Origin of the sequence: Amycolatopsis sp. lyj-23 (assembly GCF_046549135.1) — a bacterium.
Lineage (GTDB): Bacteria > Actinomycetota > Actinomycetes > Mycobacteriales > Pseudonocardiaceae > Amycolatopsis.
On record NZ_JAJPWN010000002.1, the window covers coordinates 54,477 to 79,591 of the forward strand.

A 25,115-nucleotide genomic window follows, 5' to 3' on the forward strand; every position below is an offset into this window, starting at 1 on the left:
CGAGCGCTACTTCGGCGGGATCTCGCCGAGCCGTCCGGCCACCGCCGTCCGGATCGCGCTCGCGCCCAGTTCCGTGCCCGGCTTGAGCCACGGCTCGTCCGGTTCCGGGCCCGCGATCGTGCGCTCGCCGATGAACCCGCCGGTCGCCGGGTCGATGATCAGCTGGCGGATCTCGTGCCGGTCGTCCAGGCCGAGCGCGACACCCGTGCGGCCGTCGAGGTTCGCCGAAGCCGCCAGAACCTCGATGCCCGGGATCTTCGCCATCGCGCGGTACCACTGCGCCCGCAGCTTCGCCGGCATCTGGCCCGCGCGGAGGATCTCCATGCCGAAGTGGAACATCACCGACGGCGTCGAGCCGCGGGCCTTCGTCAGCTGCTGCAGCTTCGCGTACAGCGCCGCGGGGTCCTGCGGCAGGGCCGCGTAGAACGCCGGGCTGTCCCAGTCGGTGGGGTCGCCGCACTTCTTCGGCGGCTTGGCCTGCGGGAAGAAGTCGCCGCAGCGGCCCTGCCACCGGCCCTGGTCGGTGTCGGTGATCTCCGGCTCGGGTGCCTGCGACTGCGGCACCGAACCGCCGAGGAACTTCCCGGTGTTCAGGATCCTGCGCGTCTCCTGCCAGACGTCGCGCTCGTCGGCCGGGATCCAGCGGTCGACCTCCTGCTCCCACAGGTAGGTGTAGCCGGTGGCGTCACCGGTGTGGACCCCGCGCTGCACCCACGTGTGCTCGGCGATGTACCGGAACTGCCCCGGCCCGACCGGCTGGTCGGCCGCGCCGACGGTGAGGTCCGCGGCCCGGGTCAGCACCTGCACCGCCGACATCAGCCGGACGTCCGGCGCCGCCGATGTCGGGACCGGGCCGGGTGCGGGCGGCACGGCGGCCGGGCCGGGCGCCGGGGCCGTCGGGTGCTGCTGGGTGACGACGACCGCCACCGCCACCACACCCGCCACGGCGGCGGCGACCGGCAGCGCGAACCGGCGCGCGCGCTTCGGGCGCCGGGGGAGCACGGTGGCGGCGTCGAGCTCGGCCAGCAGCCGGGCGCGGGCCGCGGACAGGTCGGCCGGGGCGGTGCGGGCGTCGCGGTGGAGCAGCCCGAGGGTTTCGTCGAGCTCGTTCATGACTGGTTCTCCTCGGTGGGGACGAGCTGGGCCTGGAGGCGGTGGCGCACGCGGTGCAGGCGCGAACGCACCGTGCTCGCGGGCACGCCGAGCGCCTCGGCGACTTCGGCCGGTTCGAGACCGGCCCAGGACGTGAGCAGCAGGACGTCGCGGTCCTGTTCGGACAGTGCGGCGAGCCCGGCGGCGAGCACCCGCAGCCGCGCCGCCGCGTCGACCCGGCCCGCGACCGCCGTGTCGTGGTTTTCGGCCGGGCGGTCCTCGGCGCCGGCTTTCGCCGTCAGCTGGAACCCGCGCACCTCCTGGCGCACGTGGTTGCGCAGCAGGTTGGTGGCGATGCCGTAGAGCCAGCCGCGGATCGGGGCCCGCTCGGGGTCGTAGCTCGCCCGTCTTCGCAGCGCGACGACGAAGGTCTCCGCCACGAGGTCGTCGGCGACGTGCACGCCCACCCGGCCCGCGAGGTAACCGCGCAGGGGAGGGGCGTACTCGTCGAAGAGCCGCGCGAAGATCTCCCTCGGATCCCGGGCAGCGAGGTCGGGCCGGTCCAGCCGTTCGACGATTCTGGTCACGGTACTGGTTGTCGCGGTCCGCTGCCCGCGTCCCCGGACAGAGGTCCGGATGAGACGCACGCCACATTCCGGGAACGGCGGGGCCCGGTCCGGACAACAGCCGGTGTGCACAGGGCAACCGCGATGCTTCTCGCCGGGACGTGCGCCGCCGCGGTGGCGGCAACGCTGGCGGTGGCCGCGGCGGTGCGGCCAGCGGACCCGGCCGGACCTTCGCGCCCGGCCGTGGCGCCGTTGACCACGAGCGTGGCGACGACGGCGACCTCGGCACCGCCGGAACGGTCGACCCGTCTCCGCAGCGGCACTGGGCCGGTTCCGCGATCGTCGCCGCACCGATCGGCGCGCCTGCCACCCGGCCGGGCTCGGCCAGGGGAGCTGCACCGCGGCTGACCTCGTGGGTTTCGTCCGGGGACATCCTCGGCGCTCCGGCCGCGGGCACGGATGGTGTCCGAGCCGTCTCCGGCGCCGCAGCCGCCGACAGCGCCCGAAGCCCTGCACGGCAGCCGCCAACAGCACGCCACTGGGGCCGCCGGGGACCGGCCGCCCGGGTCCGTACTACCCATCCGGCCGACCGCGATCGACCCGCTGCCACCACCCAAAGCAACCACCCCGGGCCGGATCCGTGCCGCCCCGCGCGTCACCACGGCTCTGAAAGCGCTCTCAGATCCGCTCCGCTGGTCCGGACGCGGCGCGGGACGTCCGGAAAGCGCTGGTTCGGCGGTACCGTTCCGGGGGTGAGGCGGTACGACGTGGAGGGGGCCAGGGTGGTGGACCGGGCGAAGCCGGGGGAGCAGACGAGGACCTCTCCGCCGGCGCCGCGGCAGCCGAGCCTGGCCGATGTCGCCGGCATGGCGGGTGTCTCGCACATGACCGTTTCGCGCGTGGTCAACGAGAGCGGGCCCGTGCGGCCGGAAACCCGCGAGCGGGTGCTCGCCGCCGTGCAGAAGCTCGGGTACCGGCCCAACACCGCCGCGCGGGCGCTGGTCACCGGCCGGTCCGGCACGCTCGGGGTGGTTGCGCTCGAGTCCAACCTCTACGGGCCGGCGAGCACCCTCTACGGCATCGAGAACGCGGCCCGCGAGGCCGGCTACGGCGTGGCGATCTGCAGCGTGACGCGGCCGGGCCGGACGTCGATCGGGGACGCCGTGGAGAGCCTGCGGCGCCAGGCCGTCGAAGGGATCGTCGTCATCGCCCCGCACGTCACGGCGGGCCGCGCGCTCGACGCGGCGCCCTCGGACATCCCGCTGGTCGCCGTGGGCGGCGGGGACGCGGCCCCGGTGCCGGTGATCTCGGTCGACCAGTACGACGGCGCCCGCCGGGCCACCGAGCACCTGCTGTCACTGGGCCACCGGACGGTCTGGCACCTGGCCGGGCCGGAGGACTGGCTGGAGGCTCGCGACCGCGAGCGCGGCTGGCGCGAGACCCTCGAGGGCCGCGGCCTGCGCGTGCCGGCGGTCGTGCGCGGCGACTGGAGCCCGCGGTCGGGGTACGAGGCCGGCCGGGCGCTGGTCGGCAAGCGCGGGCTCAAGGCGGTGTTCTCGGCCAACGACCAGATGGCGCTGGGCCTGCTGCGCGCGTTCACCGAGGCGGGCATCCGGGTGCCGGAGGACGTGCACGTGGCGGGCTTCGACGACGTGCCGGAAGCCGAGTACTTCACGCCCCCGCTGACGACCGTCCGCCAGGACTTCATCGAGGTCGGCCGCCGCACGTTCGGGCTCTTGGAAGAGCGCATGGCGGGCGGGGACGCCCGGGCCCGGCACCTGGTGGCGGCGGAACTGGTGATCCGGGAGAGCACGCGCTCCCGTTGACGCTGTCCCTGTCCGGTTTCTGACAAACACCGTGAAGAATGGGTCACCCGCGGACATTTCACCGCAATGTTAACGCTAACAAGACGTCTGCACTGATCCATTTTGGTGTTGTATCTTGACCGCTTCTGTTCGGTCGGCAAAGGTTCGTGTTCGATTGTGGTCCCCGCCGCTTCAGGAGGCCCCCGCATGCGCTGCCGCCGCCGTCGCCGGACGCTGTTCACCGTCCTGCTTTCCGCCTTGTTCGCCCTCGCCGGCGTCGCCGTTCCGCAGGCCGCCGGCGCGGCGTCCGCGCCGCCGCCGCGCGCGGCGCACAGCGTCACCTACGACGGCTACTCGTTCCTCGTCGACGGGAAACGGACCTACCTGTGGTCCGGCGAGTTCCACTCGTACCGGCTGCCGAGCCCCGACCTGTGGCTCGACGTCTTCCAGAAGATGAAGGCCGCCGGCTTCAACGCGACCTCGCTGTACTTCGACTGGGGCTACCACTCGCCGCGTCAGGGGGTCTACGACTTCAGCGGCGTCCGGGACCTCGACAAGCTCCTCGACGCGGCGCAGCAGGCCGGGCTCTACGTGATCGCGCGGCCCGGCCCGTACATCAACGCCGAGGTCGACGGCGGCGGGTTCCCGACCTGGCTGTCGACCACGCCCGGCCACACCCGCAGCGCCGACCCCGTCTACCTGAAGTACTCCGACGAGTGGCAGACGCAGATCGACCGGATCATCGCCCGGCACCAGCTGACCAACGGCACCGGCAGCGTCCTGAGCTACCAGGTCGAGAACGAGTACTACAACGGCAACGCCGACGGCCGCGCCTACATGCAGCACCTGGAGGACAAGGCCCGCGCCGACGGCATCACCGTCCCGCTGGTCGGCAACAACAACGGCACGTTCAACGCCGGGGCGGCCGCGCTCGACGTCGACGCCGCCGACTCCTACCCGCAGGGCTTCGACTGCTCGAACCCCACGCGCTGGAACGGCGTGCCCGACATCAGCTACGACCACGTCCCCGGCAAGCCGCTGATCACCGCGGAGTTCCAGGGCGGCGCCTTCGACCCGTGGGGCGGCCCCGGCTACGAGAAGTGCGCCCAGCTGATCAACGACCAGTTCGCGAACGTCTTCTACAAGCAGAACATCGCCGTCGGCGCCACCGGACAGAGCTTCTACATGCTGCACGGCGGCACGTCGTGGGGCTGGAGCGCGATCCCGCAGAACTACACCTCCTACGACTACGGCGCGGCGATCACCGAAGGCCGCCAGTTCGACCCGAAGTACTTCGAGGACAAGCTGATCGGCTACTTCACCCAGTCCGTCGCCCCGCTGACCAAGACCGACGGCCTGGCGGCCGCGCCGCTGACCGATCCGGCGCTCACCGACACCGCCCGGATCAACCCCGACACACGCACGCAGTTCCACACCCTGCGCCAGAGCGATTCGACGTCCACCGCGACGAACACCACGAGCGTCGCGCTCGACCTGGCCGCGCACGCCGGCTACACCTACGACGACCGCGCCGCCGAGGCCGGCTACACCGGCACCTGGAGCCACGTCGGCCCCGAGGTGAACTACACCGGCGGCGACTACCAGCACACGGAGTCCTTCTCCGACACCACCGGCGACAGCGTCAGCGTGCCCTTCACCGGCACCGGGATCCGCTGGGTGACCTCGAAGGAGGGCAACCACGGCGTCGCCGACGTCTACCTCGACGACGCGAAGGTGACCTCCGTCGACCTCTACGCGGCGAGCAAGCAGAACCAGGTCACCGGCTACGAGGTCCGCGGCCTGCCCGCCGGCGCGCACACGCTGAAGATCGTCGTCTCCGGGCAGAAGAACACCGCCGCCACCGGGTCCTTCGTCGTGGTGGACGCCGTCGACCTGCTGTCCGGCAGCGCCGACTACTACCCGGTCGTGCCGCAGCAGCCCGGCACCGGGATCACGCTGAACGGACGGCAGTCGAAGATCCTCGTCGCCGGCTACGACCTCGGCGCCACCCGGATGCAGTACTCGACGTCGGAGGTCATGACGACCGCCGCGATTGGGAACCGCGACCTCGCCGTGCTCTACGGCGACCACGGCGGGCCGGGGGAGACCGTCCTGCGGTTCGCGCAGCAGCCGGCCGTGCAGGTCCTCGGCGGCGCGGCGACGAGCACCTGGGACGCCGCCCGCGGCGACCTGCGGCTCAACTACACCCACGACGGCCTGACCCGCGTGCTCGTCACCGCGCCCGGCGCGCGGCCACTGCTCCTGCTGCTGGCGGACAAGGCGACGGCGGGGACGTTCTGGCGGCAGGACACCGCGACCGGCCCGGTGCTGGTCCGCGGCACCCACCTGGTGCGGACCGCGGCCGAGGGGTACGGGCTGCTGGCCCTGACCGGCGACACCGGCACCGACGGCGCGTTCGAGGTCTTCACCGCGGCGAAGGCGGTGCTGTGGAACGGTTCCCCGGTGCCGGTCAAGCCGACCGCCAGCGGCAGCCTGACCGGGACCGCACCGACCGCGCAGGCCGTCACCCTGCCCGCGCTGACCGGCTGGAAGCACCAGCAGGAGTCCCCCGAAAGCCGGCCCGGCTTCGACGACTCGGCGTGGCCGGTGGCGGACAAGGACACCACCAACAGCTCGACCGCCCTCGGCACGAAACCGGTGCTCTTCGCCGACGACTACGGCTTCCACACCGGCAACACCTGGTACCGCGGGCACTTCACCGGCGACGGGAAGCAGACCGGGATCACCCTGGCGAGCCAGAGCGGCGGCCCGGCGGGCGCCTTCTCGGCGTGGCTCAACGGCGTCTTCCTCGGCAGTTCCACCAGCCCGCAGCACACGTTCCCCTTCCCGGCCGGTGCCCTGAAGCCGGGCGACAACGAGATCTCCGTGCTGACGGTGAACATGGGCCACGAAGAGGACTACGGTGCCGGCAACGGCAACAAGGCCGCCCGCGGGCTCACCGCCGCGCGGCTGACCGGCACCCCGCTGACGTCGGTCACGTGGCGGCTGCAGGGCGTCCGCGGCGGCGAGACCGGCCTGGACCCGGTGCGCGGCCCGCTGAACACCGGCGGCCTCTACGGCGAGCGCGCGGGCTGGTCGCTGCCCGGCTTCCCGGACCGTGGCTGGACACCGGCGTCGCTTCCGGCGAAGGACACCACCCCCGGTGTCTCGTGGTACCGGACGACCGCGGACCTCGACCTGCCGCGTGGCCAGGACACCTCGCTCGGCCTGACGATCACCGACGACCCGGCGCGGCAGTACCGCGCGCTGATCTTCGTCAACGGCTGGCAGCTCGGCCAGTACGTCAACTACCTCGGGCCGCAGCACAGCTTCCCGATCCCGAACGGCGTCCTGAACCCGAACGGGCACAACACGATCGCCGTCGCGGTGTGGAACCTCGACGGCAGCACCGGCGGCCTCGGCACGATCGCCTGGACGAACTACGGCAGCTACCGCTCGCCGCTCGCCGTCCGGCCGAACGCGTCGCCCGGCTACGACCCCGTGCGGTACGCGCTGCCGCCGGCGCCCACGGCCGGGGTGTCGCTCACCGCGCCGGACACGGCGTCGGGCGGCCAGTCCTTCACCGCGTCGGCCACGGTCGCGGTGCCCGCCGGGGCGCCGCCCGCGTTCGACGTCAAGCCGGTGCTCACCGCGCCGGCCGGGTGGACGGTCGGGGCCGCCGCGCCGCCTTCGGTCCCGCGGATCGACGGCGGGAAGCCGGCCACGTTCACCTGGACCGTGACCCCGCCCGCCACAGTGGACACCGCGGCGCTGAAGGTCGCCGTGGCGTACCGGCAGGCGGGCCACCCGGGTTCGGTGACCGGCGAGCGGATCGTCGGCGCGGTGCCTCCGGCGCCGCCCGCGGGGCAGGTGGCGGTCAGCTCGCTGCCGTTCCTGACGGCCACGAACGGGTGGGGCCCGGTCGAACGCGACACGAGCAACGGCGAAGCGAACGCGGGCGACGGCAAGCCGATGACCATCGGCGGGGTGTCCTACGCGAAGGGACTCGGCGTCCACGCGGCGAGCGACGTCCAGCTGTACCTGGCGGGCTCGTGCACCCGGCTGACGGCGTCGGTGGGCGTGGACGGCGAAACCGGCACCGGCGGCAGCGTGAGCTTCAGCGTGGCGGTGGACGGCACGACGAAGGTGACGACACCGGTGCTGCGCGGCGGCCAGGCGGCGGTCCCGATCGACGTCGACGTCACCGGCGCCCAGGTGCTGGACCTGCTGGTGGACGACGGCGGCGACGGCAACGGCAACGACCACGCGGACTGGGCGGTGCCGACGCTGACCTGCGCCGCGCCGCCCGCCCGGTGACCGCGGGCACCGCCGGGTGAAGGAGGTGGCGCGGACTTCCCGCCGTCCGCGCCACCGGTGGTCACCGCGCGAAGATCACCGACCGACCGCGTCCGGACAGGGTTCCACGGCTCAGGCGAGGACGAGCCGGACGGCGAGGGCGGCGATCACCGCGCTGGAGACGAGCGCCGTCACGAGCCGGCCGCGGCGGCCGGTCAGGAGGCGGCCGAGCAGGGCGCCGCCACCCGCGAGGGCCGCTTGCCAGCTCGCCGAGGCGGCGAACGCGGCGAGGACGAACACCGCCTGGTCCAGCGCCGGCACCGCGGTGCCGGCGCGGCCGCCGACCACCAGCGCGGCGAAGTAGACGACCGTGGCCGGGTTGACGAGCGTGATGCCCAGCAGGCTGACGTACGCGCGGCCGGGCGCCAGTGGCGTCACCGGCCGGGTGGCCGGGGCGCGGTGGGAGCGCACCGCGCGCACGGCACCGAGCGCGGCGAGCACGAACAGGACGGCCGCCGAGACCAGCCGCAGCGGGACGGCGACCGGGGCGACGACTCCCGCGACCGCCGCGCCGCCGAGCACGGCGACCAGCGCGTACACCCCGTCCGCCGTCGCGACGCCGAGCGCCGCGGCCAGCCCGGTCCGCAGCGACGTGCGGGCGGTGAGGGCCACCAGGTACGTCCCCACGGCGCCGATCGGGATCGCGATGCCGTAGCCGGCGACCAGGCCGGCGAGCAGCGCCGCGCTCACGGCGCGGCGACGATCGACCCCCGCGGACGGCCGGGCTGCTGCTGGACCGGCGCGGTGGTCGCGGCGACGGTCGGCAGCAGCGGGGTGCGGTGCGTGGTCATGCGCCGATCGTGACGGCGTCGGGCGGGCCGGGCAACCGGATTTTCCAGCCGGTGGGCTCGGGCGAGCTGTGCTTGAATCGCCCGGAGGGAGGCACGCGAGCGAGAGGGCTTTCACGATGCGGGTCGACCTGAGCGGCAAGACGGCACTGGTCACCGGATCCACCCAGGGCATCGGCGCGGCGATCGCGGCGGGCCTCGCGGCCGCGGGCGCGCGCGTCGCGATCAACGGCCGGAGCGAGACCGGCGTCCACAAGGCCATCGCGCGGCTGCGCGAGGACGTGCCGGACGCGGACTTCCTGCCCGCCCCGGGCGACGTCTCCGAGGAGGCCGGCGCGGCCCAGGTCGTCGAAGAGGTGCCGGACGCCGACATCCTGGTCAACAACCTCGGCATCTTCGGCGCCCGGGAGCCCCTGGACATCACCGACGCCGACTGGCGGCACTACTTCGAGGTCAACGTCCTCGCCGCGGTCCGGCTCACCCGCGCGTACCTGCCGGGCATGACCGACCGCGGCTGGGGCCGGATCCAGTACATCGCCAGCGATTCCGCGATCGTCATCCCGGCCGAAATGATCCACTATGGAGTGTCGAAGACGGCGTTGCTGGGCGTGTCCCGCGGGTTCGCCAAGCACGCGGCGGGCACCGGCGTCACGGTCAACGCCGTGATCGCCGGCCCGACGCACACCGGCGGGGTGGAGGACTTCGTCTACGAGCTCGTCGACAAGGACCTGCCGTGGGAGCAGGCGCAGCGCGAATTCATGAAGGAGCACCGGCCGCAATCGCTGCTGCAGCGCCTGATCGAGCCGGAGGAGATCGCGCACCTGGTGGTGTACCTGAGTTCCCCGTTCGCCTCGGCGACCACCGGCGCGGCGGTGCGGGTGGACGGCGGGTACGTCGACGCGATCGTGCCGTGAACCCTCACGGCGTGACGGGGACGTTCGTCAGCCCCGAGCGGGCGTTCGTGACCGTGTTCGACGCGGACACCACGTTCGGCTTCGCCGCGCACTTCGACACCGAGCTGATCTTGATCGCGTAGGCGCCCACGCCGCCGAGGTCGGACCGGTTGCCGCGCCACACGTTGCCGCAGCCGTTGGCGAACGGCGGGGTCGTGCTCGGGTTGTGGTTCTCGTAGCCGTTGGCGAACGTGCCGGGCGGGGCGAAGGTGCCGGTGTTGCCTTCGATCGTGTAGCCGGTGCCCTTGACGTCGATCCAGGAGTCCGCCGAGTTCTCGCCGCTGATCCCGCGGCCGTCGAAGGTGTTGCCGCGGATGACGCCGTCGGAGGTGCCCTCCTTGACGTCGATCGCCTCGGCCGCGACGAACGGGCCGATGTGGTTGTCCAGCACCTGGATCCGGTCGCCGCGGTCGGCGCCGCCGGAGTTGCCGTGGCAGCCCCAGTTCGAGTTCGCCGAGCCGAGGTAGACGCCTTCGCCGTAGCCGGGCTGCACCAGGCCGGTGTAGGTGATCGTGGAGTTCTCCAGCACGCTGTCGGCCGACGAGCGGCGGAAGTGCACGCCCTCCTCGTCGATGTGGTGGACGGTGACGCCGTCGATGGTCGTGTGCGGCGAGTCGTCCGCGACGATGCCCTTCTTCGAGTCCTGCACGGTGAACCCGCGCAGGGTCCAGTAGGGGGCACCGGAGAGCCACAGGCCGTACCCGGGGTCCCAGCCGGCGGTCGGGACCGGGCAGCCGGGGGCGTCGCCGGCGGGACCGTCGTTGATCAGGACGGCGTTCGCCGGGCCGGACAGCGTGATCGGGTCGGTGGACGTGCCGGGCTTCGTCGTGACGAACGAGCCGTGGTAGGTGCCGGCGGCGAGGCGGATGGTCTGGCCGGGGGTGGCGTTCGCCAGCGCGGCCCGGAGCTGGGCGGCCGTGGTGACGTCGACGGTGACGGCGGCTCGGGCGGGCGTCGGGTTGCCGAGTGCGGTCACGACGGCGGAAACGCTGACGGCCGCGAGGAAAGCGGTGCGGCGGAACGAGGGGCGTGGGGACACCGATGGCCTCCGGAAGGACAACTGCGGAGGTGTTGCGGCGGACACCCGGACTTCCCCTTTATAGGCCACCGCCGAGGGCAGGTCAACGCGATGAATGGCGATCATGAATGTGAACAACGCGGTTTCGGGACGAGATCGGGACATTTCTGGTTCAGACCTGTCGAACACCCCCGACGAACCGGCGATCTTCCCCGGACAGAGTGACCGGGGTGCGCAGCCGGCGCACCTCGGCACCCGGAGGAGACCGATGGCCCGTACCCGCATCCCACCCGTCGCCGGCGGGCTGGCCGCCGCCGCGGCCGTGGTCGTCGCCGCGGCCTGCTGGGTGGTCTTCCCGCCCGAGGTCGCCGGACGGGCGGTCGCCGCGCGGCCCGTCGTCGACCTGCGGTTGCCGTGGCCCGACGAGGGGCAGGCGAGCGCCGAAGTGCAGAACCTCGGGTCGCTCGGCAGCCGCGGTGAGCAGCAGCCCGTGCCGATCGCCAGCCTCACCAAGGTGATGACCGCCTACGTCGTGCTCAAGGACCACCCGCTCGGCCCCGGCGAGGCCGGCCCGGAGATCACCGTCGACGAACAGGCCGAGACCGAGTCCACCTCGGCCGAGGAGTCGACCGCGCCCGTGCGCGCCGGTCGCCGGTTCAGCGAACGCGACCTGCTCGCGCTCATGCTCATCCCGTCCGGCAACAACGTCGCCCGGCTGCTCGCCCGCTGGGACGCCGGCAGCCAGGACGCCTTCGTCGTGAAGATGAACCGCGAAGCCGCGGCGCTCGGCATGACCAGCACCACCTACACCGGCGCCAGCGGCCTCGAGGACTCGACGACCAGCACCGCCACCGACCAGCTCCGGCTGGCGCGCGAAGCGATGAAGAACCCGGTCGTCCAGGCGATCGCCGCCACCCCGAGCCTGCGGATCGACGGCGTGCCCGGCACGGTCGTCAACACGAACACGCTGCTCGGCCGCAACGGCGTCATCGGGCTGAAGACCGGTTCGTCGACCGCCGCCGGTGGTGCGCTGATGTGGGCCGCGCGGGCCCGCGACGGCGGGCTCGTCCTCGGCGTCGTCCTCCACCAGCACCCGGGTGGGACGCCGGCGGCCGGGCTGCGGGCCGCGCTCGAGAACAGCGAGAAGCTGATCGCCGGGATCCAGCGGGAACTGCCGACGGGCACCCGGTGACCGCGACGACCGGGCGGCCCGTCGAGCGCAGCACGTGGCGCCGCGGCCGCGTCCTCGCCGCCTTCGCCGTCCTGACGGCGGTGGTGCTGCTCGCGCACCCGCTCGTGCCCAACTGGGCGGGCAACGCCGGCAGCCTGCTGGAGACGTTCCTGCCCTGGACCGGCCTGCTCGTCCTGGCGCTGCTGGCCGCGGCGCTGGTCCGGCGCTCGGCGCTCGCCCTCGTCTGCCTCCTCCTGCCGGCGCTGGTCTGGGCCGGGTTCTTCGGGACGAGGCTCCTCGACAAGCGTGAGCCTGGCGGCGACCTCACGGTCGTCTCGCACAACGTCAACGACGCCAACCCGGACCCGGTGGGCACCGCGCGCGCCCTCGCCGCCACGCGCGCGCAGGTGATCGCGCTCGAGGAGCTGAAGAAGTCCGAGGTCCCGGAGTACGAGGACGCCCTCGCCGCGGGCTACCCGTACCACTCCGTCCAGGGGACGGTCGGGATCTGGAGCGCCTTCCCGCTGCGCGACACGCAGCCGGTGGCCATCATGCCGTGGACCCGCGCCCTGCGGTCCACAGTGGACACCCCGAAGGGCCCGGTTGCGGTCTTCGTGGCCCACTTGCCATCGGTGCGCGTGCGACTCGACGCCGGCTTCACCGCCGACGGCCGCGACGCGGCGATGGGGCGGCTCGCCGCCGCCCTCGCCGCGGAATCCGCGCCGAGGACCGTCCTCGTCGGCGATTTCAACGGCACCGCCGACGACCACGCGCTCGCGCCGATCACCGCGCGGATGCGGTCGGCGCAGGACGAGGCCGGCGACGGGTTCGGCTTCAGCTGGCCCGCCGCGCTGCCGCTGGCCCGCATCGACCAGATCTTCGTCGCCGGGGTGCGGCCGGTCGCGGCCTGGACGCTGCCCGCGACCGGCAGCGACCACCGTCCCGTCGCCGCCACCCTCGCGCTCTGACGCAGGCGGGCGTACCCGGACGGTCGGGCTGCGTACCTGGAGGGTCGGCTTGCGTACCTGGAGGGTCGGCGTGCGTACCTGGCGGGTCGGGTGGCCGGGGGCTGTGGTAATCGGGTCGCGGGAGGGGGCGAACATGCCGTTGAACACCGGGGCCTGCTGACGGGCGGTGAATTTCAAACGACGCTCCGCGCAGGTCGCGCCGGGAAAGCCGGTGTCAGGGGAGTGTGAAGGGCGCGTGACTAGACCGTTACGCGACCCGGGGTTGACCCCGTGGGTGTTATCGCTAACACTAACTCCTCGTCGTCACCGGAACAGGTGACGCAGACCATGTCGGAGCGGACGGAAGGGGACGCCGGTGGCCGAACGACCCCGCTCCGGCGGACCCGTGAAGGCGGCCGCGGCCGGGACGCGGCAGCCGAGCCTGACCGACGTCGCGGGGGTGGCGGGAGTGTCCCACATGACCGTGTCCCGGGTGATCAACGGGACCGGTCCGGTGCGCCCGGAGACCCGGGCCCGGGTGCTCGCGGCGATCGAAGAACTGGGCTACCGGCCCAATTCGGCGGCCCGCGCGCTGGTCACCGGGCGGACCGGCACCCTCGGCGTCGTCGCGCTCGAGTCCAATCTGTACGGTCCGGCCAGCACGCTGTACGGCATCGAGAACGCCGCCCGGGAAGCCGGGTACGCGATCACGATCTCCAGTGTCAGCCGGCCGGGCCGGTCGTCGATCGCCGACGCGGTGGAGAACCTGCGCCGCCAGGCGGTCGAGGGCGTCATCGTGATCGCCCCGCACGTCAGTGCGGGCCGGGCCCTGGAAGCCGCCCCGGCGGACTTCCCGGTCGTCGCGGTCGGCGGCGGGGAGACGGCGCCGGTGCCGGTCATCTCCGTCGACCAGCGCGACGGTGCCCGCCGGGCCACCGAACACCTCCTGGCGCTGGGGCACCGCACGGTGTGGCACATCGCCGGGCCGGAGGACTGGCTGGAGGCCCGCGACCGCGAGCTCGGCTGGCGGGAAACCCTGGAGCGCCACGGCGTCGGGACCCCGCGGGTGATCCGCGGCGACTGGAGCTCGCGCTCCGGCTACGAGGCGGGGCGATCCCTCGCCAAGGAGAAGGATCTGGACGCCGTCTTCGCCGGCAACGACCAGATGGCACTGGGCTTGCTGCGCGCGTTCGCCGAAGCGGGCATCTCGGTGCCGCGGGACGTGCGCGTGGCGGGCTTCGACGACGTCCCCGAGGCGGCGTACTTCACGCCGCCGCTGACGACGGTGCGCCAGGACTTCATCGAAGTCGGACGGCGTACGTTCGGCCTGCTGGCCGGGCGGATGGACGGAGGCGACCAGCACGCGCGCGCCCTGGTCGTCCCCGAGTTGATCGTGCGCGAGAGCACCGGACCGCGGTAGCGCGGCGGACCGGCGCGGGCCGGGTGGCCCGGAGGGATTGTTAGCGCTAACAGAGAACTTTGCTCCACCGGTTTTCCCCGAAGTTCCCCAACACAGGTTTTCCCACAGATCACCGTCGATCGAGGAGTGAACGTGCTGAAGAAGCGATGGGCCGCCGCCGCGGCCGCGGCGGCCGGACTCGTGCTGCTCACCGCCTGCGGGAGTGGCGGTTCGTCCGGCGGTTCGGGCGGGGCCATCACGCTCGGCTTCGCCCAGGTGGGCGCCGAGAGCGGCTGGCGGACGGCCAACACCAAGTCGATCCAGGAGTCGGCGAAGACGGCCGGGATCGAGCTCAAGTTTTCCGACGCGCAGCAGAAGCAGGAGAACCAGATCTCCGCGATCCGCTCGTACATCCAGCAGAAGGTCAAGGTCATCGCCTTCTCGCCGGTCGTCGAGTCCGGCTGGGACACCGTGCTCAAGGAGGCGAAGAACGCCAACATCCCGGTCATCCTGACCGACCGAGCGATCGACTCGCCGGACAAGTCGCTCTACAAGACCTTCCTGGGTTCCGACTTCGTCGCCGAGGGCAAGAAGGCGGGGGAGTGGCTGACCAAGGAGTTCGGGAGCGCCACCGGCCAGGTCAACATCGTCGAGCTGCAGGGCACCACGGGTTCGGCCCCGGCGAACGACCGCAAGAAGGGCTTCGGCGACGTCATCGCCGCGGACCCGAAGTACAAGATCGTCGCCTCGCAGACCGGTGAGTTCACCCGCGCCAAGGGCAAGGAGGTCATGGAGGCCTTCCTGAAGTCCCAGCCGAAGATCGACGTCCTATACGCCCACAACGACGACATGGCCCTCGGTGCCATCGAGGCCATCGAAGCCGCGGGCAAGGTCCCGGGCAAGGACATCAAGATCGTCTCGGTCGACGGCGTCAAGGACGCGCTGACCGCGCTGGCCGACGGCAAGATCAACCACGTCGTCGAGTGCAACCCGCTCCTCGGCCCGCAGCTGATGGACCTGGTGAAGAAGGTTTCCGCCGGCGAGCAGGTGCCCGCCCGCATCGAGACCCAGGAAACCGAGTTCGACCAGGCGTCGGCCAAGGCCGCGCTCCCGCAGCGCCAGTACTGACAACCAGGTCGTGGTGGGGCAGGGCGGGCCGCAACCCGCCTTGCCCCACCACCACCTCCGCGTCCACCCGGAGCACACCAAATGCCTGAACCGCAACCTGTGGTGCGGATGAGCGGTATCCGCAAGGAGTTCCCCGGCGTCCTCGCCCTGGACGGGGTCGGCTTCCGGATGTACCCCGGCGAAGTGCACGCCCTGATGGGCGAGAACGGCGCCGGCAAATCCACCCTCATCAAGGTGCTCACCGGGGTGTACGGGGTGGACGCGGGCACGATCGAACTGGGCGGCGACGCCGTGGCCTTCACCGGGCCCGGCGAGGCCCAGCAGGCCGGCATCAGCACGGTCTACCAGGAGGTCAACCTCTGCCCGAACCTGTCCGTGGCGGAGAACGTCTGCCTCGGCCGGGAACCCCGCCGCTTCGGCCGCATCCAGTGGGGCCCGATGCGGCGGCGGGCCGAGGAGCTGCTGGCCCGGCTGGACGTCCACGTGGACGTCTCGGCCGAGCTGAGCACCTGTTCCATCGCGGTGCAGCAGCTGGTCGCGATCGCCCGTGCGCTGGACGTCGACGCGCGGGTGCTCGTCCTCGACGAACCGACGTCCAGTTTGGACGCCGGTGAGGTCGAGCAGCTGCTGAAGGTCGTGCGGTCCCTGCGCGAAACCGGCATGGCGATCCTGTTCGTGTCGCACTTCATCGACCAGGTCTTCGCCATCGCCGACCGGATGACCGTGCTGCGCAACGGGAAGCTGATCGGCGAGTACCGCACCGCCGACATCACGCCGGTCGAGCTGGTCACCCGGATGATCGGCAAGGAGCTCCAGGTCCTCGAAGACCTGGAGGACTCCGGTCCCAGCCGCGCCGAGGTCGCCGGCGCGCCGGTGCTGCTGGCCGCCGAAGGCCTCGGCCGCAAGGGCGGTGTCGAGCCCTTCGACCTCGCGATCCACGCCGGCGAAGTCGTCGGGCTGGCCGGCCTGCTCGGGTCCGGGCGGACCGAGCTCGCCCGGCTGCTCTTCGGCGCCGACCACGCCGACAGCGGCTCGGTGCAGGTCGACGGCAAGACCACCGCGCTGCGCACCCCGCGCGCCGGGCTCGACCACAAGATCGCGTTCCTCTCGGAGAACCGCAAGGCCGAAGGCCTGGTCGAGGAACTGACCGTCCGCGAGAACATCGTGCTGGCGCTGCAGGCCTCCCGCGGCTGGGCGCGGCCGCTGTCGCGCCGCCGCCAGGACGAAATCGCCGAGAAGTACATCAAGGCACTCGACATCCGGCCCGCCAACCCCGAAGCGCTGGTGGGCAACCTCTCCGGCGGCAACCAGCAGAAGGTGCTGCTGGCCCGCTGGCTGATCACCGAGCCGCGGCTGCTCATCCTCGACGAGCCCACGCGCGGCATCGACATCGGCGCCAAGACGGAGATCCAGCGGCTGGTCACCCAGCTCTCGGGCGACGGCATGGCCGTCGTGTACATCTCCGCCGAACTGGAAGAGGTCCTGCGGCTGAGCCACCGCGTCGTGGTGCTGCGGGACCGCAAGGTCGTGGCGAAGCGCGAAAACCAGGCGCTCACCGCGGACGACGTCATGGCCACGATGGCCGAGGGGGTGCAGGCGTGAAAGGCTTGACCGGCTTGACGAAACAGCGGCTCTTCTGGCCCGTGGTGGCCCTGCTGGTGCTGCTGCTGGGCGACCTCATCGCGAGCCCGTCCTTCTACAAGATCGAGTTCCTCGACGGGCACCTTTACGGGAACGTCATCGACATCCTCAAGAACGGCGCCCCGCTGATCCTCATCGCGATCGGCATGACGCTCGTCATCGCCACTCGCGGCATCGATCTCTCGGTCGGCGCGGTCGTGGCGATCAGCGGCTCGCTCGCCTGCTTGTGGATCAGTGACAACCCGGACGGTGCCGGCACGACGCTGGTCGCCTTCGGCCTGGCGCTCGGCCTCTCGCTGGTGCTCGGGGTGTGGAACGGCTGGCTCGTCGCGGCGCTGGGCATCCAGCCGATCATCGCCACGCTGATCCTCATGGTCGCCGGCCGGGGCATCGCGCAGCTGATCAGCGGCGGGCAGATCATCACCGTCAACTCCCACTCGTTCGAGTGGATCGGCAAGGGGTACCTGTTCACGCTGCCCAGCGCGATCCTCATCGCGCTGGCGGTGTTCGTGCTCGCGTCGGTGCTCGTCCGCCGCTCCGCGCTCGGCCTGCTCGTCGAGGCCGTCGGCGGCAACCCCGAGGCCAGCCGGCTGGCCGGGCTCCGCTCGGCGCGGCTGACCTGGCTCGTCTACGTCTTCTGCGCGCTGTGCGCGGGCATCGCCGGGCTGATGATCAGCGCGAACGTGCACAGCGCCGACGCCAACCACGCCGGGCTCTTCATCGAACTGGACGCGATCCTCGCGGTCGTCGTCGGCGGGACCCAGCTGAACGGCGGCCGGTTCTCCCTCGGCGGCTCGGTGATCGGCGCGCTGCTCATCCAGACGCTCACCACCACCGTCAACGCCCTCGGCATCCCGCCGGAGTCGATCATGCTCTTCAAGGCCATCGTCGTGCTGGTGGTTTGCCTGCTGCTGTCGCCCGCGTTCCGCCGCAAGTTCCGCCGGCGCGGAGCCCGCCCGGTCACCCCGGCGCCCACACCCGCTCCGGAGAAGGTCGAGGTCACCGCATGACCACCCTCGCCCGTGTCAAGGGCTACCGGCCGCAGCAGCGGCACCTGCCCATCCTGGCCACGATGGCGCTGCTGATCGGGGCGTACATCTTCGGCGCGTCGAGCTACGAGGCGTTCGGCTCCGGGCAGGTCATCCTCGACCTGTTCATCAACAACGCCTTCCTGCTCGTGGTCGCGGTCGGCATGACGTTCGTGATCCTCACCGGCGGCATCGACCTGTCCGTCGGATCGGTGGTCGCCCTGTCCACCGTGATCTCCGGCGACCTGATGCAGAAGCACGGCTGGCCGGCGTACGCGGCCATCGCCGTGGTCCTGGTGGTCGGGGCGCTGCTGGGGGCCGGGATGGGCGCGCTGATCCACTTCTTCGAGATCCAGCCGTTCATCGCGACCCTGATCGGGATGTTCTTCGCCCGCGGCCTCTGCTACACGATCACCACCGAGGCCTATTCGATCGACAACGCGACGATCGCGACCCTGGCGCAGACGCAGCTCCCGCTCGGCGGCGAGCTGCACATCTCGATCAGCGTGGTGGTCGCGCTGGTGGCCGTCGCCGCCGCGGCCTACGTCCTGGCCTTCACGCGGTTCGGGCGGACGGTCTACTCGATCGGCGGCAACGCGCAGTCGGCGATGCTGATGGGGCTCAAGACCGGCCGCACCAAGATCGCGGTGTACACGATCAGCGGGTTCTGCTCGGCGCTCGGCGGGCTGCTGCTGGTCCTCTACAAGTCCTCGGGCGACCCGCTCAACGGCGTCGGCCTGGAACTGACGGCGATCGCCGCGGTCGTCATCGGCGGCACCATCCTCACCGGCGGCTCCGGCTACGTGCTCGGCACCGTGCTGGGAATCATGGTGCTGGGCATCATCCAGACCCTGATCACCTTCGACGGCACCTTGAACTCGTGGTGGACCTCGATCATCACCGGGGCCCTGCTGTTCGTCTTCATCGTCCTGCAACGCCTCGTCACCCGCCGGACCCGCTAGCCCGGGAAGGGCACTTTCACGTGAAAGTGCCCCTCCCGCTCACACTCAAAGGAGAGTCATGCTCCGCAGACTGCGGCGGCCGGTGGCCGTGCTGGCGGCCTTGGCGCTGAGCTCCGCTGTGCCCATCGCAGCGGCACCCGCCGCCGCGGCCGACGCCGAGCCGGGTCTGGCGGGGCACTGGACGTTCGACGACGGCAGCGGGACGACCGCCGCCGACACCGCGGGCAGCCACCCGGCCACGTTGACCGGCGGCGCGGGCTGGGGCCCGGGCATCCGCGGCGGGGCACTGACGACCGATGGCGTGAACGGGTTTGCGGACGCGGGCGCGCCGGTGCTGGACACGACGAAGAGCTTCTCGGTGAGCAGCTGGGTGAAGCTGGACAAGACGTCCGGCTTCCAGACGTTCGTGAGCGTCGACGGTGCTCAGGTGAGCAACTTCTTCCTGCAGTTCCGCGACGACTCCCGCCGGTTCGCCTTCACCCGCCTCGCCGGGGACGCCCCGACCGACGGCGTCGTCGCGTCGGCGAACTTCGACCCGGTCGCGGGCCAGTGGTACCAGCTGACCGGCGTCTACGATTCGGCCGCCTCGACGCTGTCGCTGTACGTCGACGGCGCTCGCCAGGTCACCGTCGCCGCGCCCACCGCGTGGGCCGGCACCGGTCACCTGGTGATCGGCCGCGGCAAGTACGGCGGCAACCCGGTGGACTTCGTCGACGGCACGATCGACGACGTCCGCGCCTACTCCGGCACCCTGACCGCCGCCGACGCCGCCCGCCTGGCCACCGCCGGGCACTGGGGCCTCGACGAAGGCGCCGGCACGACGACCGCGGACGACTCCCTCGACGCGCGCACCGGCACCCTGACCGGCGGCGCGGCCTGGGGGGACGGTGTCGTCGGCCCGCACGGCGTCGCGCTGAACGGCACCGACGCCGCGGTCGACGTCCCGGCCCCGGTGGTCGACACCGCGCAGAGCTTCTCGGTGTCCGCGTGGGTCAAACCCACCGCGGCCACCGGCTTCCGGACCGCGGTGAGCATCGACGGCTCGACGATCAGCGGCTTCTACCTCCAGCGCGCGAGCGACGGCCGCTTCGCCTTCACCCGCCGCGCGGCCGACGGCGACTCGGCGTCGGCTTCGGCGGTGTCGACGCTGCCCGCACAGGCCGGCCAGTGGCAGCACCTGGTCGGCGTCTACAACCGGGCGGCGGGCACGCTTTCCCTGTACGTCAACGGAACCCTCCAGCAGAGCGTCCCGTTCACCACGCCGTGGACCGCGGGCGGGCACCTGGAGATCGGCCGCGGCAAGTGGGCGGGCAACCCGGTCGACTGGTTCGACGGCGGCATCGACGACGTCCGCGCGTACCCGACGCCGCTGACCGCGTCCGCCGTCGCCGCGCTGGCCGCGAGCGGCTCGTGGCACTTCGACGAAGGCACCGGCACGATCGCCCGTGACGCTTCGGCGAACGCGGCCGACGGCACGCTTCGCGGAGCGACGTGGACCGCGGGCGCGTCCGGAAAGGCCGTCCAGTTCGACGGCAAGTCCACTGTGGACATGGGCACCTCGCCCGCGTTCGACACCGGCACCGGCTCGCTGTCCCTGGCCGCCTGGTTCCGCACCACCGCGTCGGGCACGCTGGTCGACCACGGTGACGGCTACGCGCTCGGCGTGACCGGCGGCAAGCTCACCGCCCGCGTCGGCCCGATCCAGGTGACCACCAGCGGCGGCGGCCTCGCCGACGGCAACTGGCACCACGCCGCCGTCGTCCTCGACCGCGCGGCGCAGCGGCTCACCGTCTACGCCGACGGCGACGCCTCCGCGGTGACCAGCACCTGCGGCACGGCCACCGGCACGACGCTGGACGTCTCCGCCTGCCCGGCCTCGGGCACCGCGGCGGCGCCGTTCACCGTCGGCTCCGGGTTCACCGGCGCCGTCGACGAGGTCGAGCTGCGCCGCTTCCCGCTGACCGCCGCGCAGATCGGCACCCTGGCCGGGGCGAACCAGCTGGCCGTGGACGCCAACGTCGTCCGCGCCAACACCCGGCCGACGACCTACGGCTCGATCCTCGAAGACATCAGCCACTCGGTCGAAGGCGGGCTCTACGCCGAGCTCGTCCGCAACCGCACCTTCAAGGAGGGCTACCAGCCCGGCAGCGGCGCGGGCGACACGCCGGTGCCGTACTGGTCGCTGGTCACCTCGGCGGGCGCGACCGGCGCCTACTCGATCGACACGTCGAACCCGCTCAACACCGCGCTCGACCGCTCGCTGAAGCTGCACGCCGACGCGGTCCCGCCCGCGGGCCGGGTGGCCGCCGCGAACGTCGGCTTCTACGGGATCGCCGCGAAGCCGGCCACCAAATACACCGGCAGCTTCTTCGCCAAGGGCAGCTGGACCGGCGGCGTCCGGGTCAGCCTGGAGAAGCCGGACGGCACGGTGCTGGCGAGCAAGGACGTCCAGCCGGTCGGGGCGGGCTGGGCGCAGCAGACGTTCAGCTTCACCACACCGTCGACGATCACCGCCTCCACGGACAACCGGATCGTCGTCTCGCTGCTCAACAAGGGCAAGAAGGCCCTGAGCGGGGACGCCTGGTTCCAACAGGTGTCGCTGTTCCCGCCGACGTTCAAGAACCGGCCCAACGGCGTCCGCGCCGACCTCGGGCAGAAGCTCGCGGCCATGAAGCTCGGCCTGTTCCGCGTGCCGGGCGGCAACTACCTCGAGGGCAACACCCTCGACACGCGGTTCGCGTGGAAGAACAGCATCGGCCCGCTGGAGCAGCGGCCCGGCCACCAGAACACCGCGTGGGGCTACTGGTCCACCGACGGCTTCGGCATCCTCGACTACCTGAAGCTCGCCGAGGACATCGGCGCCCAGCCGCTGCTGGCGCTGTTCGCCGGCTACACGCTGAACGGCCAGCACGTCAGCCAGGCCGACTACCCGGCCTACGTCCAGGAAGCGCTCGACGAGATCGAGTACGCCATCGGCGACAGCTCGACCACCTGGGGTGCGAAGCGGGTCGCCGACGGGCACCCGGCGCCGTTCGACCTGCACTACGTCGAGGTCGGCAACGAGGACTGGTTCGACGGCTCGGGCAGCTACGCCTGGCGCTACACGGACATGTTCGACGCCATCAAGGCGAAGTACCCGCAGCTGACCGTCATCGCGACGACCGGCGGCCTGCAGGGCGGCTCGGCGTCGAGCACGTCGACCGGCGTGCGTCCGGATGCCGCGGACGACCACTATTACCAGTCGCCGCAGTGGTTCACCGAGAACTCCACGCGCTACGACACCGCCGACCGCAGTGGCCCGGACATCCTCGTCGGCGAGTACGGCGCCCAGGACGGCCGGCCCACCGGCACCCTGGCCGCCGCCATCGGCGAGGCCGCGTTCCTCACCGGGCTGGAGCGCAACAGCGACGTCGTCATCGGCTCGATGTACGCGCCGGTGCTGGTGCAGGAGAACCAGTCGAACTGGCCGGTCAACCTGATCGGCTTCGACGCCGGGACGAGCTACGCCTCGCCGTCGTACTGGGTGCAGCAGATGTTCGCCAGCACCCTCGGCAAGCAGATCGTGACCAGCCGCCTGAACCAGGGCAGCCCCCTGCGGCAGGTGGTCAACGTGACCACGAAGAGCGGAAGGAAGACCTTCACGGTCAAACTCGTCAACCCGACTTCGCAGGTGCAGACCACCCGGCTGTCGCTCACGGGCGTCACCGCCGTCGACGGCACCGGCACGCTCACCACGCTCACCGGCGACCCGGCGGGGCGCAACAGCCTCGCCGCACCGGCCGCCATCGTGCCGCAGACCAGGGAGATCACCGGGCTGGCCGCGACGTCGAAGCTGACGCTGCCGGCCGGCTCGGTGACGACGCTGGTCCTCACCGGCCGCTAGAGACCCCGGGACGCGGCGCGTTCACCGCCGCCCGCGCCGCGTCCCGGTCACCAACCAGGAGGGAAGACACCGTGGGAGAACCACTCACCGTCGGCGTCGACTTCGGCACCCTGTCGGGCCGCGCGGTGGTCGTGCGCGTGGCCGACGGGGCCGAACTCGGTTCCGGCGTCTTCGAGTACCCGCACGGGGTGCTCGACGAGACGCTGCCCGCCACGGGCCGCGCGCTGCCGCCGGACTGGGCGCTGCAGGTCCCGGCGGACTACGTCGGCGTGCTCCGCAACGCCGTGCCGGCGGCGCTGCGGGACGCCGGCGTCGACGCGGCCGACGTCGTCGGCATCGCCACCGACTTCACCGCGTGCACGATGGTGCCGACGACCGCCGACGGGACCCCGCTGTGCGGACTGCCCGAGTTCGAGGGCAACCCGCACGCGTACGTGAAGCTGTGGAAGCACCACTCGGCGCAGCCGCAGGCCGTGCGGATCAACGAGCTGGCCCGCGCCCGCGGCGAAAAGTGGCTCCCGCGCTACGGCGGCCTGATCTCCTCGGAGTGGGAGTTCGCCAAGGCCCTCGAGGTCTTCGAAGAGGCCCCGGACGTCTACGCCGCGATGCGGCACTGGGTCGAGGCGGCCGACTGGATCGTCTGGCAGCTCACCGGCAGCTACGTCCGCAACGCCTGCACCGCCGGCTACAAGGGCATCCTGCAGGACGGGCAGTACCCCAGCCGCGACTTCCTCCGCGAACTCGCGCCCGGCTTCGAGTCCTTCGTGGCCGACAAGCTGGAGCACCCGCTGGGCCAGCTGGGGTCCCGCGCCGGTTCGCTGTCGGCCGAGGCCGCGGCGTGGACCGGGCTGCCCGAAGGCATCGCCGTGGCCGTTGGCAACGTTGACGCCCACGTCACCGCGCCCGCCGCCCAGGCCGTCGAGCCGGGCCAGATGGTGGCCATCATGGGCACCTCGACCTGCCACGTGATGAACGGCGCCGAGCTGCACGAGGTGCCCGGCATGTGCGGCGTCGTCGAAGGCGGGATCGTGCCCGGGCTGTGGGGGTACGAAGCCGGCCAGAGCGGCGTCGGCGACATCTTCGGCTGGTTCGTCGAGCACTTCGCCGGCGCCGGCCACGACGAGCTCACCCGCCTCGCGGCCCAGCAGGAGATCGGTGAACACGGCCTGATCGCGCTGGACTGGCACAGCGGCAACCGGTCGGTGCTGGTCGACCACGAGCTCTCCGGCGTCATCGTCGGGCAGACGCTGGCCACCCGCGCCCAGGACGTCTACCGCGCCCTGCTGGAGGCCACCGCCTTCGGCACCCGGAAGATCATCGAGACGTTCGACGCCGCCGGCGTCCCGGTCACCGAGCTGATCATCGCGGGCGGGCTGGCGAAGAACGCGCTGCTCATGCAGATCTACGCCGACGTCACCAACCTCCCGCTGTCGGTGATCACCTCCGCGCAGGGACCCGCACTCGGCTCGGCCATCCACGCGGCCGTCGCCGCCGGGGCCCACGCCGACATCCGCGCGGCCGCCGCCGCGATGGGCTCGGTCGAGCGCGCGGTGTACCGGCCGGTGCCCGCGCACGTCGCCGCCTACGACGAGCTGTACGCCGAATACACGCAGCTCCACGACTACTTCGGCCGTGGCGGCAACGATGTCATGCACCGCCTGGCCGCCCGCAAGCGAGCTGTCGCGAAAGGACGGCCCTGATGTCGCTGACCGGTGAAGTGCTCGACACCGTCGCCGAACTGAAGGCGACGGTCGCGCAGCTGCACGGCGAGCTGACCCGCAACGAGCTGGTGATCTGGACCGCCGGCAACGTCTCGGCCCGGGTCCCGGGCCGAGACCTGCTGGTCATCAAGCCGTCGGGCGTCTCCTACGACACCCTGTCCGCGGACACCATGGTGGTCACCGACCTGCACGGCGAGCTCGTCGAAGGCGACCTCGCGCCGTCGTCCGACACCGCCGCGCACGCCTACGTCTACCGGCACATGCCGGAGATCGGCGGCGTGGTGCACACCCACTCGACCTATGCCACCGCGTGGGCGGCCCGCGGCGAGCCGATCCCGTGCGTGCTGACGATGATCGCCGACGAGTTCGGCGGGGACATCCCGGTCGGGCCGTTCGCCCTGATCGGCGACGACTCCATCGGCCGCGGCATCGTCGAAACGCTTCGCTCCAGCCGCTCGCCGGCGGTGCTGATGCGCAACCACGGCCCGTTCACCGTCGGCCGCACCGCGCGCGACGCGGTCAAGGCCGCGGTGATGGTCGAGGACGTGGCCCGCACCGTCCACAAGGCCTTCGAGCTCGGCACGCCCGAACCCCTCCCGCCCGAGGACGTCGACCGGCTCTACGCCCGGTACCAGAACGTCTACGGCCAGCACTGAC

Annotated in this window: 17 protein-coding genes; 13 read left to right on the forward strand and 4 right to left on the reverse strand. The window is 72.1% G+C overall.

Translation table 11 applies throughout. The annotated features are described in order from the left end of the window. Positions 1-6: 6 nt before the first annotated feature. Both ACLJPY_RS03280 and ACLJPY_RS03285 read right to left on the reverse strand, forming a co-directional pair. On the reverse strand, positions 7-1,113 hold the full coding sequence (locus ACLJPY_RS03280; protein ID WP_410586491.1) for a CU044_5270 family protein: 1,107 nt from the start codon (positions 1,111-1,113) through the stop codon (positions 7-9). Continuing rightward, entirely contained in the window at positions 1,110-1,679 is a 570-nt protein-coding gene (locus tag ACLJPY_RS03285; protein WP_410586492.1) for an RNA polymerase sigma factor, read from the reverse strand. Before ACLJPY_RS03285 ends, ACLJPY_RS03280 begins: the two co-directional genes overlap by 4 nt. 761 nt (positions 1,680-2,440) lie before the next feature. Between ACLJPY_RS03285 and ACLJPY_RS03290 the strand changes: the two genes are divergently transcribed. After that, the gene (locus ACLJPY_RS03290; protein ID WP_410586998.1) at positions 2,441-3,484 is read left to right on the forward strand and encodes a LacI family DNA-binding transcriptional regulator; all 1,044 of its coding nucleotides are present in this window, start codon (positions 2,441-2,443) and stop codon (positions 3,482-3,484) included. A 186-nt stretch (positions 3,485-3,670) separates the two neighbouring features. Further along, on the forward strand, positions 3,671-7,780 hold the full coding sequence (locus ACLJPY_RS03295; RefSeq protein WP_410586493.1) for a beta-galactosidase: 4,110 nt from the start codon (positions 3,671-3,673) through the stop codon (positions 7,778-7,780). A gap of 111 nt (positions 7,781-7,891) precedes the next feature. Here ACLJPY_RS03295 and ACLJPY_RS03300 read toward each other — a convergent pair whose 3' ends face one another. Beyond that, a complete protein-coding gene (locus ACLJPY_RS03300) occupies positions 7,892-8,509 on the reverse strand; it encodes a LysE family transporter (RefSeq protein ID WP_410586494.1) in 618 nt (205 codons plus the stop codon). A gap of 217 nt (positions 8,510-8,726) precedes the next feature. Between ACLJPY_RS03300 and ACLJPY_RS03305 the strand changes: the two genes are divergently transcribed. Next, on the forward strand, positions 8,727-9,521 hold the full coding sequence (locus ACLJPY_RS03305; protein ID WP_410586495.1) for an SDR family NAD(P)-dependent oxidoreductase: 795 nt from the start codon (positions 8,727-8,729) through the stop codon (positions 9,519-9,521). 4 nt (positions 9,522-9,525) lie between these two features. On the opposite strand, the gene ACLJPY_RS03310 is transcribed toward ACLJPY_RS03305, so the two are convergent. Continuing rightward, positions 9,526-10,599 (reverse strand): nitrous oxide reductase family maturation protein NosD, encoded by a 1,074-nt coding sequence (locus ACLJPY_RS03310; protein WP_410586496.1) that lies wholly within the window; start codon positions 10,597-10,599, stop codon positions 9,526-9,528. Positions 10,600-10,846: 247 nt separating this feature from the next. Here ACLJPY_RS03310 and ACLJPY_RS03315 point away from each other — a divergent pair, with 247 nt between their 5' ends. From ACLJPY_RS03315 to ACLJPY_RS03360, 10 genes are all read left to right on the forward strand, one after another. Further along, positions 10,847-11,770: a D-alanyl-D-alanine carboxypeptidase family protein gene (locus tag ACLJPY_RS03315; RefSeq protein ID WP_410586497.1), complete on the forward strand. Its 924-nt coding sequence runs from the start codon at positions 10,847-10,849 to the stop codon at positions 11,768-11,770. Next, the gene (locus ACLJPY_RS03320) at positions 11,767-12,717 is read left to right on the forward strand and encodes an endonuclease/exonuclease/phosphatase family protein (protein WP_410586498.1); all 951 of its coding nucleotides are present in this window, start codon (positions 11,767-11,769) and stop codon (positions 12,715-12,717) included. Before ACLJPY_RS03315 ends, ACLJPY_RS03320 begins: the two co-directional genes overlap by 4 nt. Before the next feature lie 355 nt (positions 12,718-13,072). Beyond that, the gene (locus ACLJPY_RS03325; RefSeq protein WP_410586499.1) at positions 13,073-14,116 is read left to right on the forward strand and encodes a LacI family DNA-binding transcriptional regulator; all 1,044 of its coding nucleotides are present in this window, start codon (positions 13,073-13,075) and stop codon (positions 14,114-14,116) included. 126 nt (positions 14,117-14,242) lie between these two features. Beyond that, on the forward strand, positions 14,243-15,223 hold the full coding sequence (locus ACLJPY_RS03330; RefSeq protein ID WP_410586500.1) for an ABC transporter substrate-binding protein: 981 nt from the start codon (positions 14,243-14,245) through the stop codon (positions 15,221-15,223). A gap of 81 nt (positions 15,224-15,304) precedes the next feature. After that, a complete protein-coding gene (locus ACLJPY_RS03335) occupies positions 15,305-16,825 on the forward strand; it encodes a sugar ABC transporter ATP-binding protein (protein ID WP_410586501.1) in 1,521 nt (506 codons plus the stop codon). 5 nt (positions 16,826-16,830) lie between these two features. Further along, on the forward strand, positions 16,831-17,874 hold the full coding sequence (locus tag ACLJPY_RS03340; protein WP_410586999.1) for an ABC transporter permease: 1,044 nt from the start codon (positions 16,831-16,833) through the stop codon (positions 17,872-17,874). Then, the gene (yjfF, locus tag ACLJPY_RS03345) at positions 17,871-18,854 is read left to right on the forward strand and encodes a galactofuranose ABC transporter, permease protein YjfF (protein WP_410586502.1); all 984 of its coding nucleotides are present in this window, start codon (positions 17,871-17,873) and stop codon (positions 18,852-18,854) included. The genes ACLJPY_RS03340 and yjfF overlap by 4 nt, the downstream gene beginning before the upstream one ends. 58 nt (positions 18,855-18,912) lie before the next feature. Continuing rightward, positions 18,913-22,737, forward strand: a complete 3,825-nt coding sequence (locus tag ACLJPY_RS03350) for a LamG-like jellyroll fold domain-containing protein (RefSeq protein WP_410586503.1) — start codon at positions 18,913-18,915, stop codon at positions 22,735-22,737. A 71-nt stretch (positions 22,738-22,808) separates the two neighbouring features. Continuing rightward, complete coding sequence (gene araB, locus ACLJPY_RS03355; RefSeq protein ID WP_410586504.1) at positions 22,809-24,437, forward strand: ribulokinase; 1,629 nt, start codon at positions 22,809-22,811, stop codon at positions 24,435-24,437. After that, positions 24,437-25,114, forward strand: coding sequence for an L-ribulose-5-phosphate 4-epimerase (locus ACLJPY_RS03360; RefSeq protein WP_410586505.1), 678 nt, complete (start codon positions 24,437-24,439; stop codon positions 25,112-25,114). The genes araB and ACLJPY_RS03360 overlap by 1 nt, the downstream gene beginning before the upstream one ends. The last annotated feature ends 1 nt before the right edge of the window (position 25,115 follow it).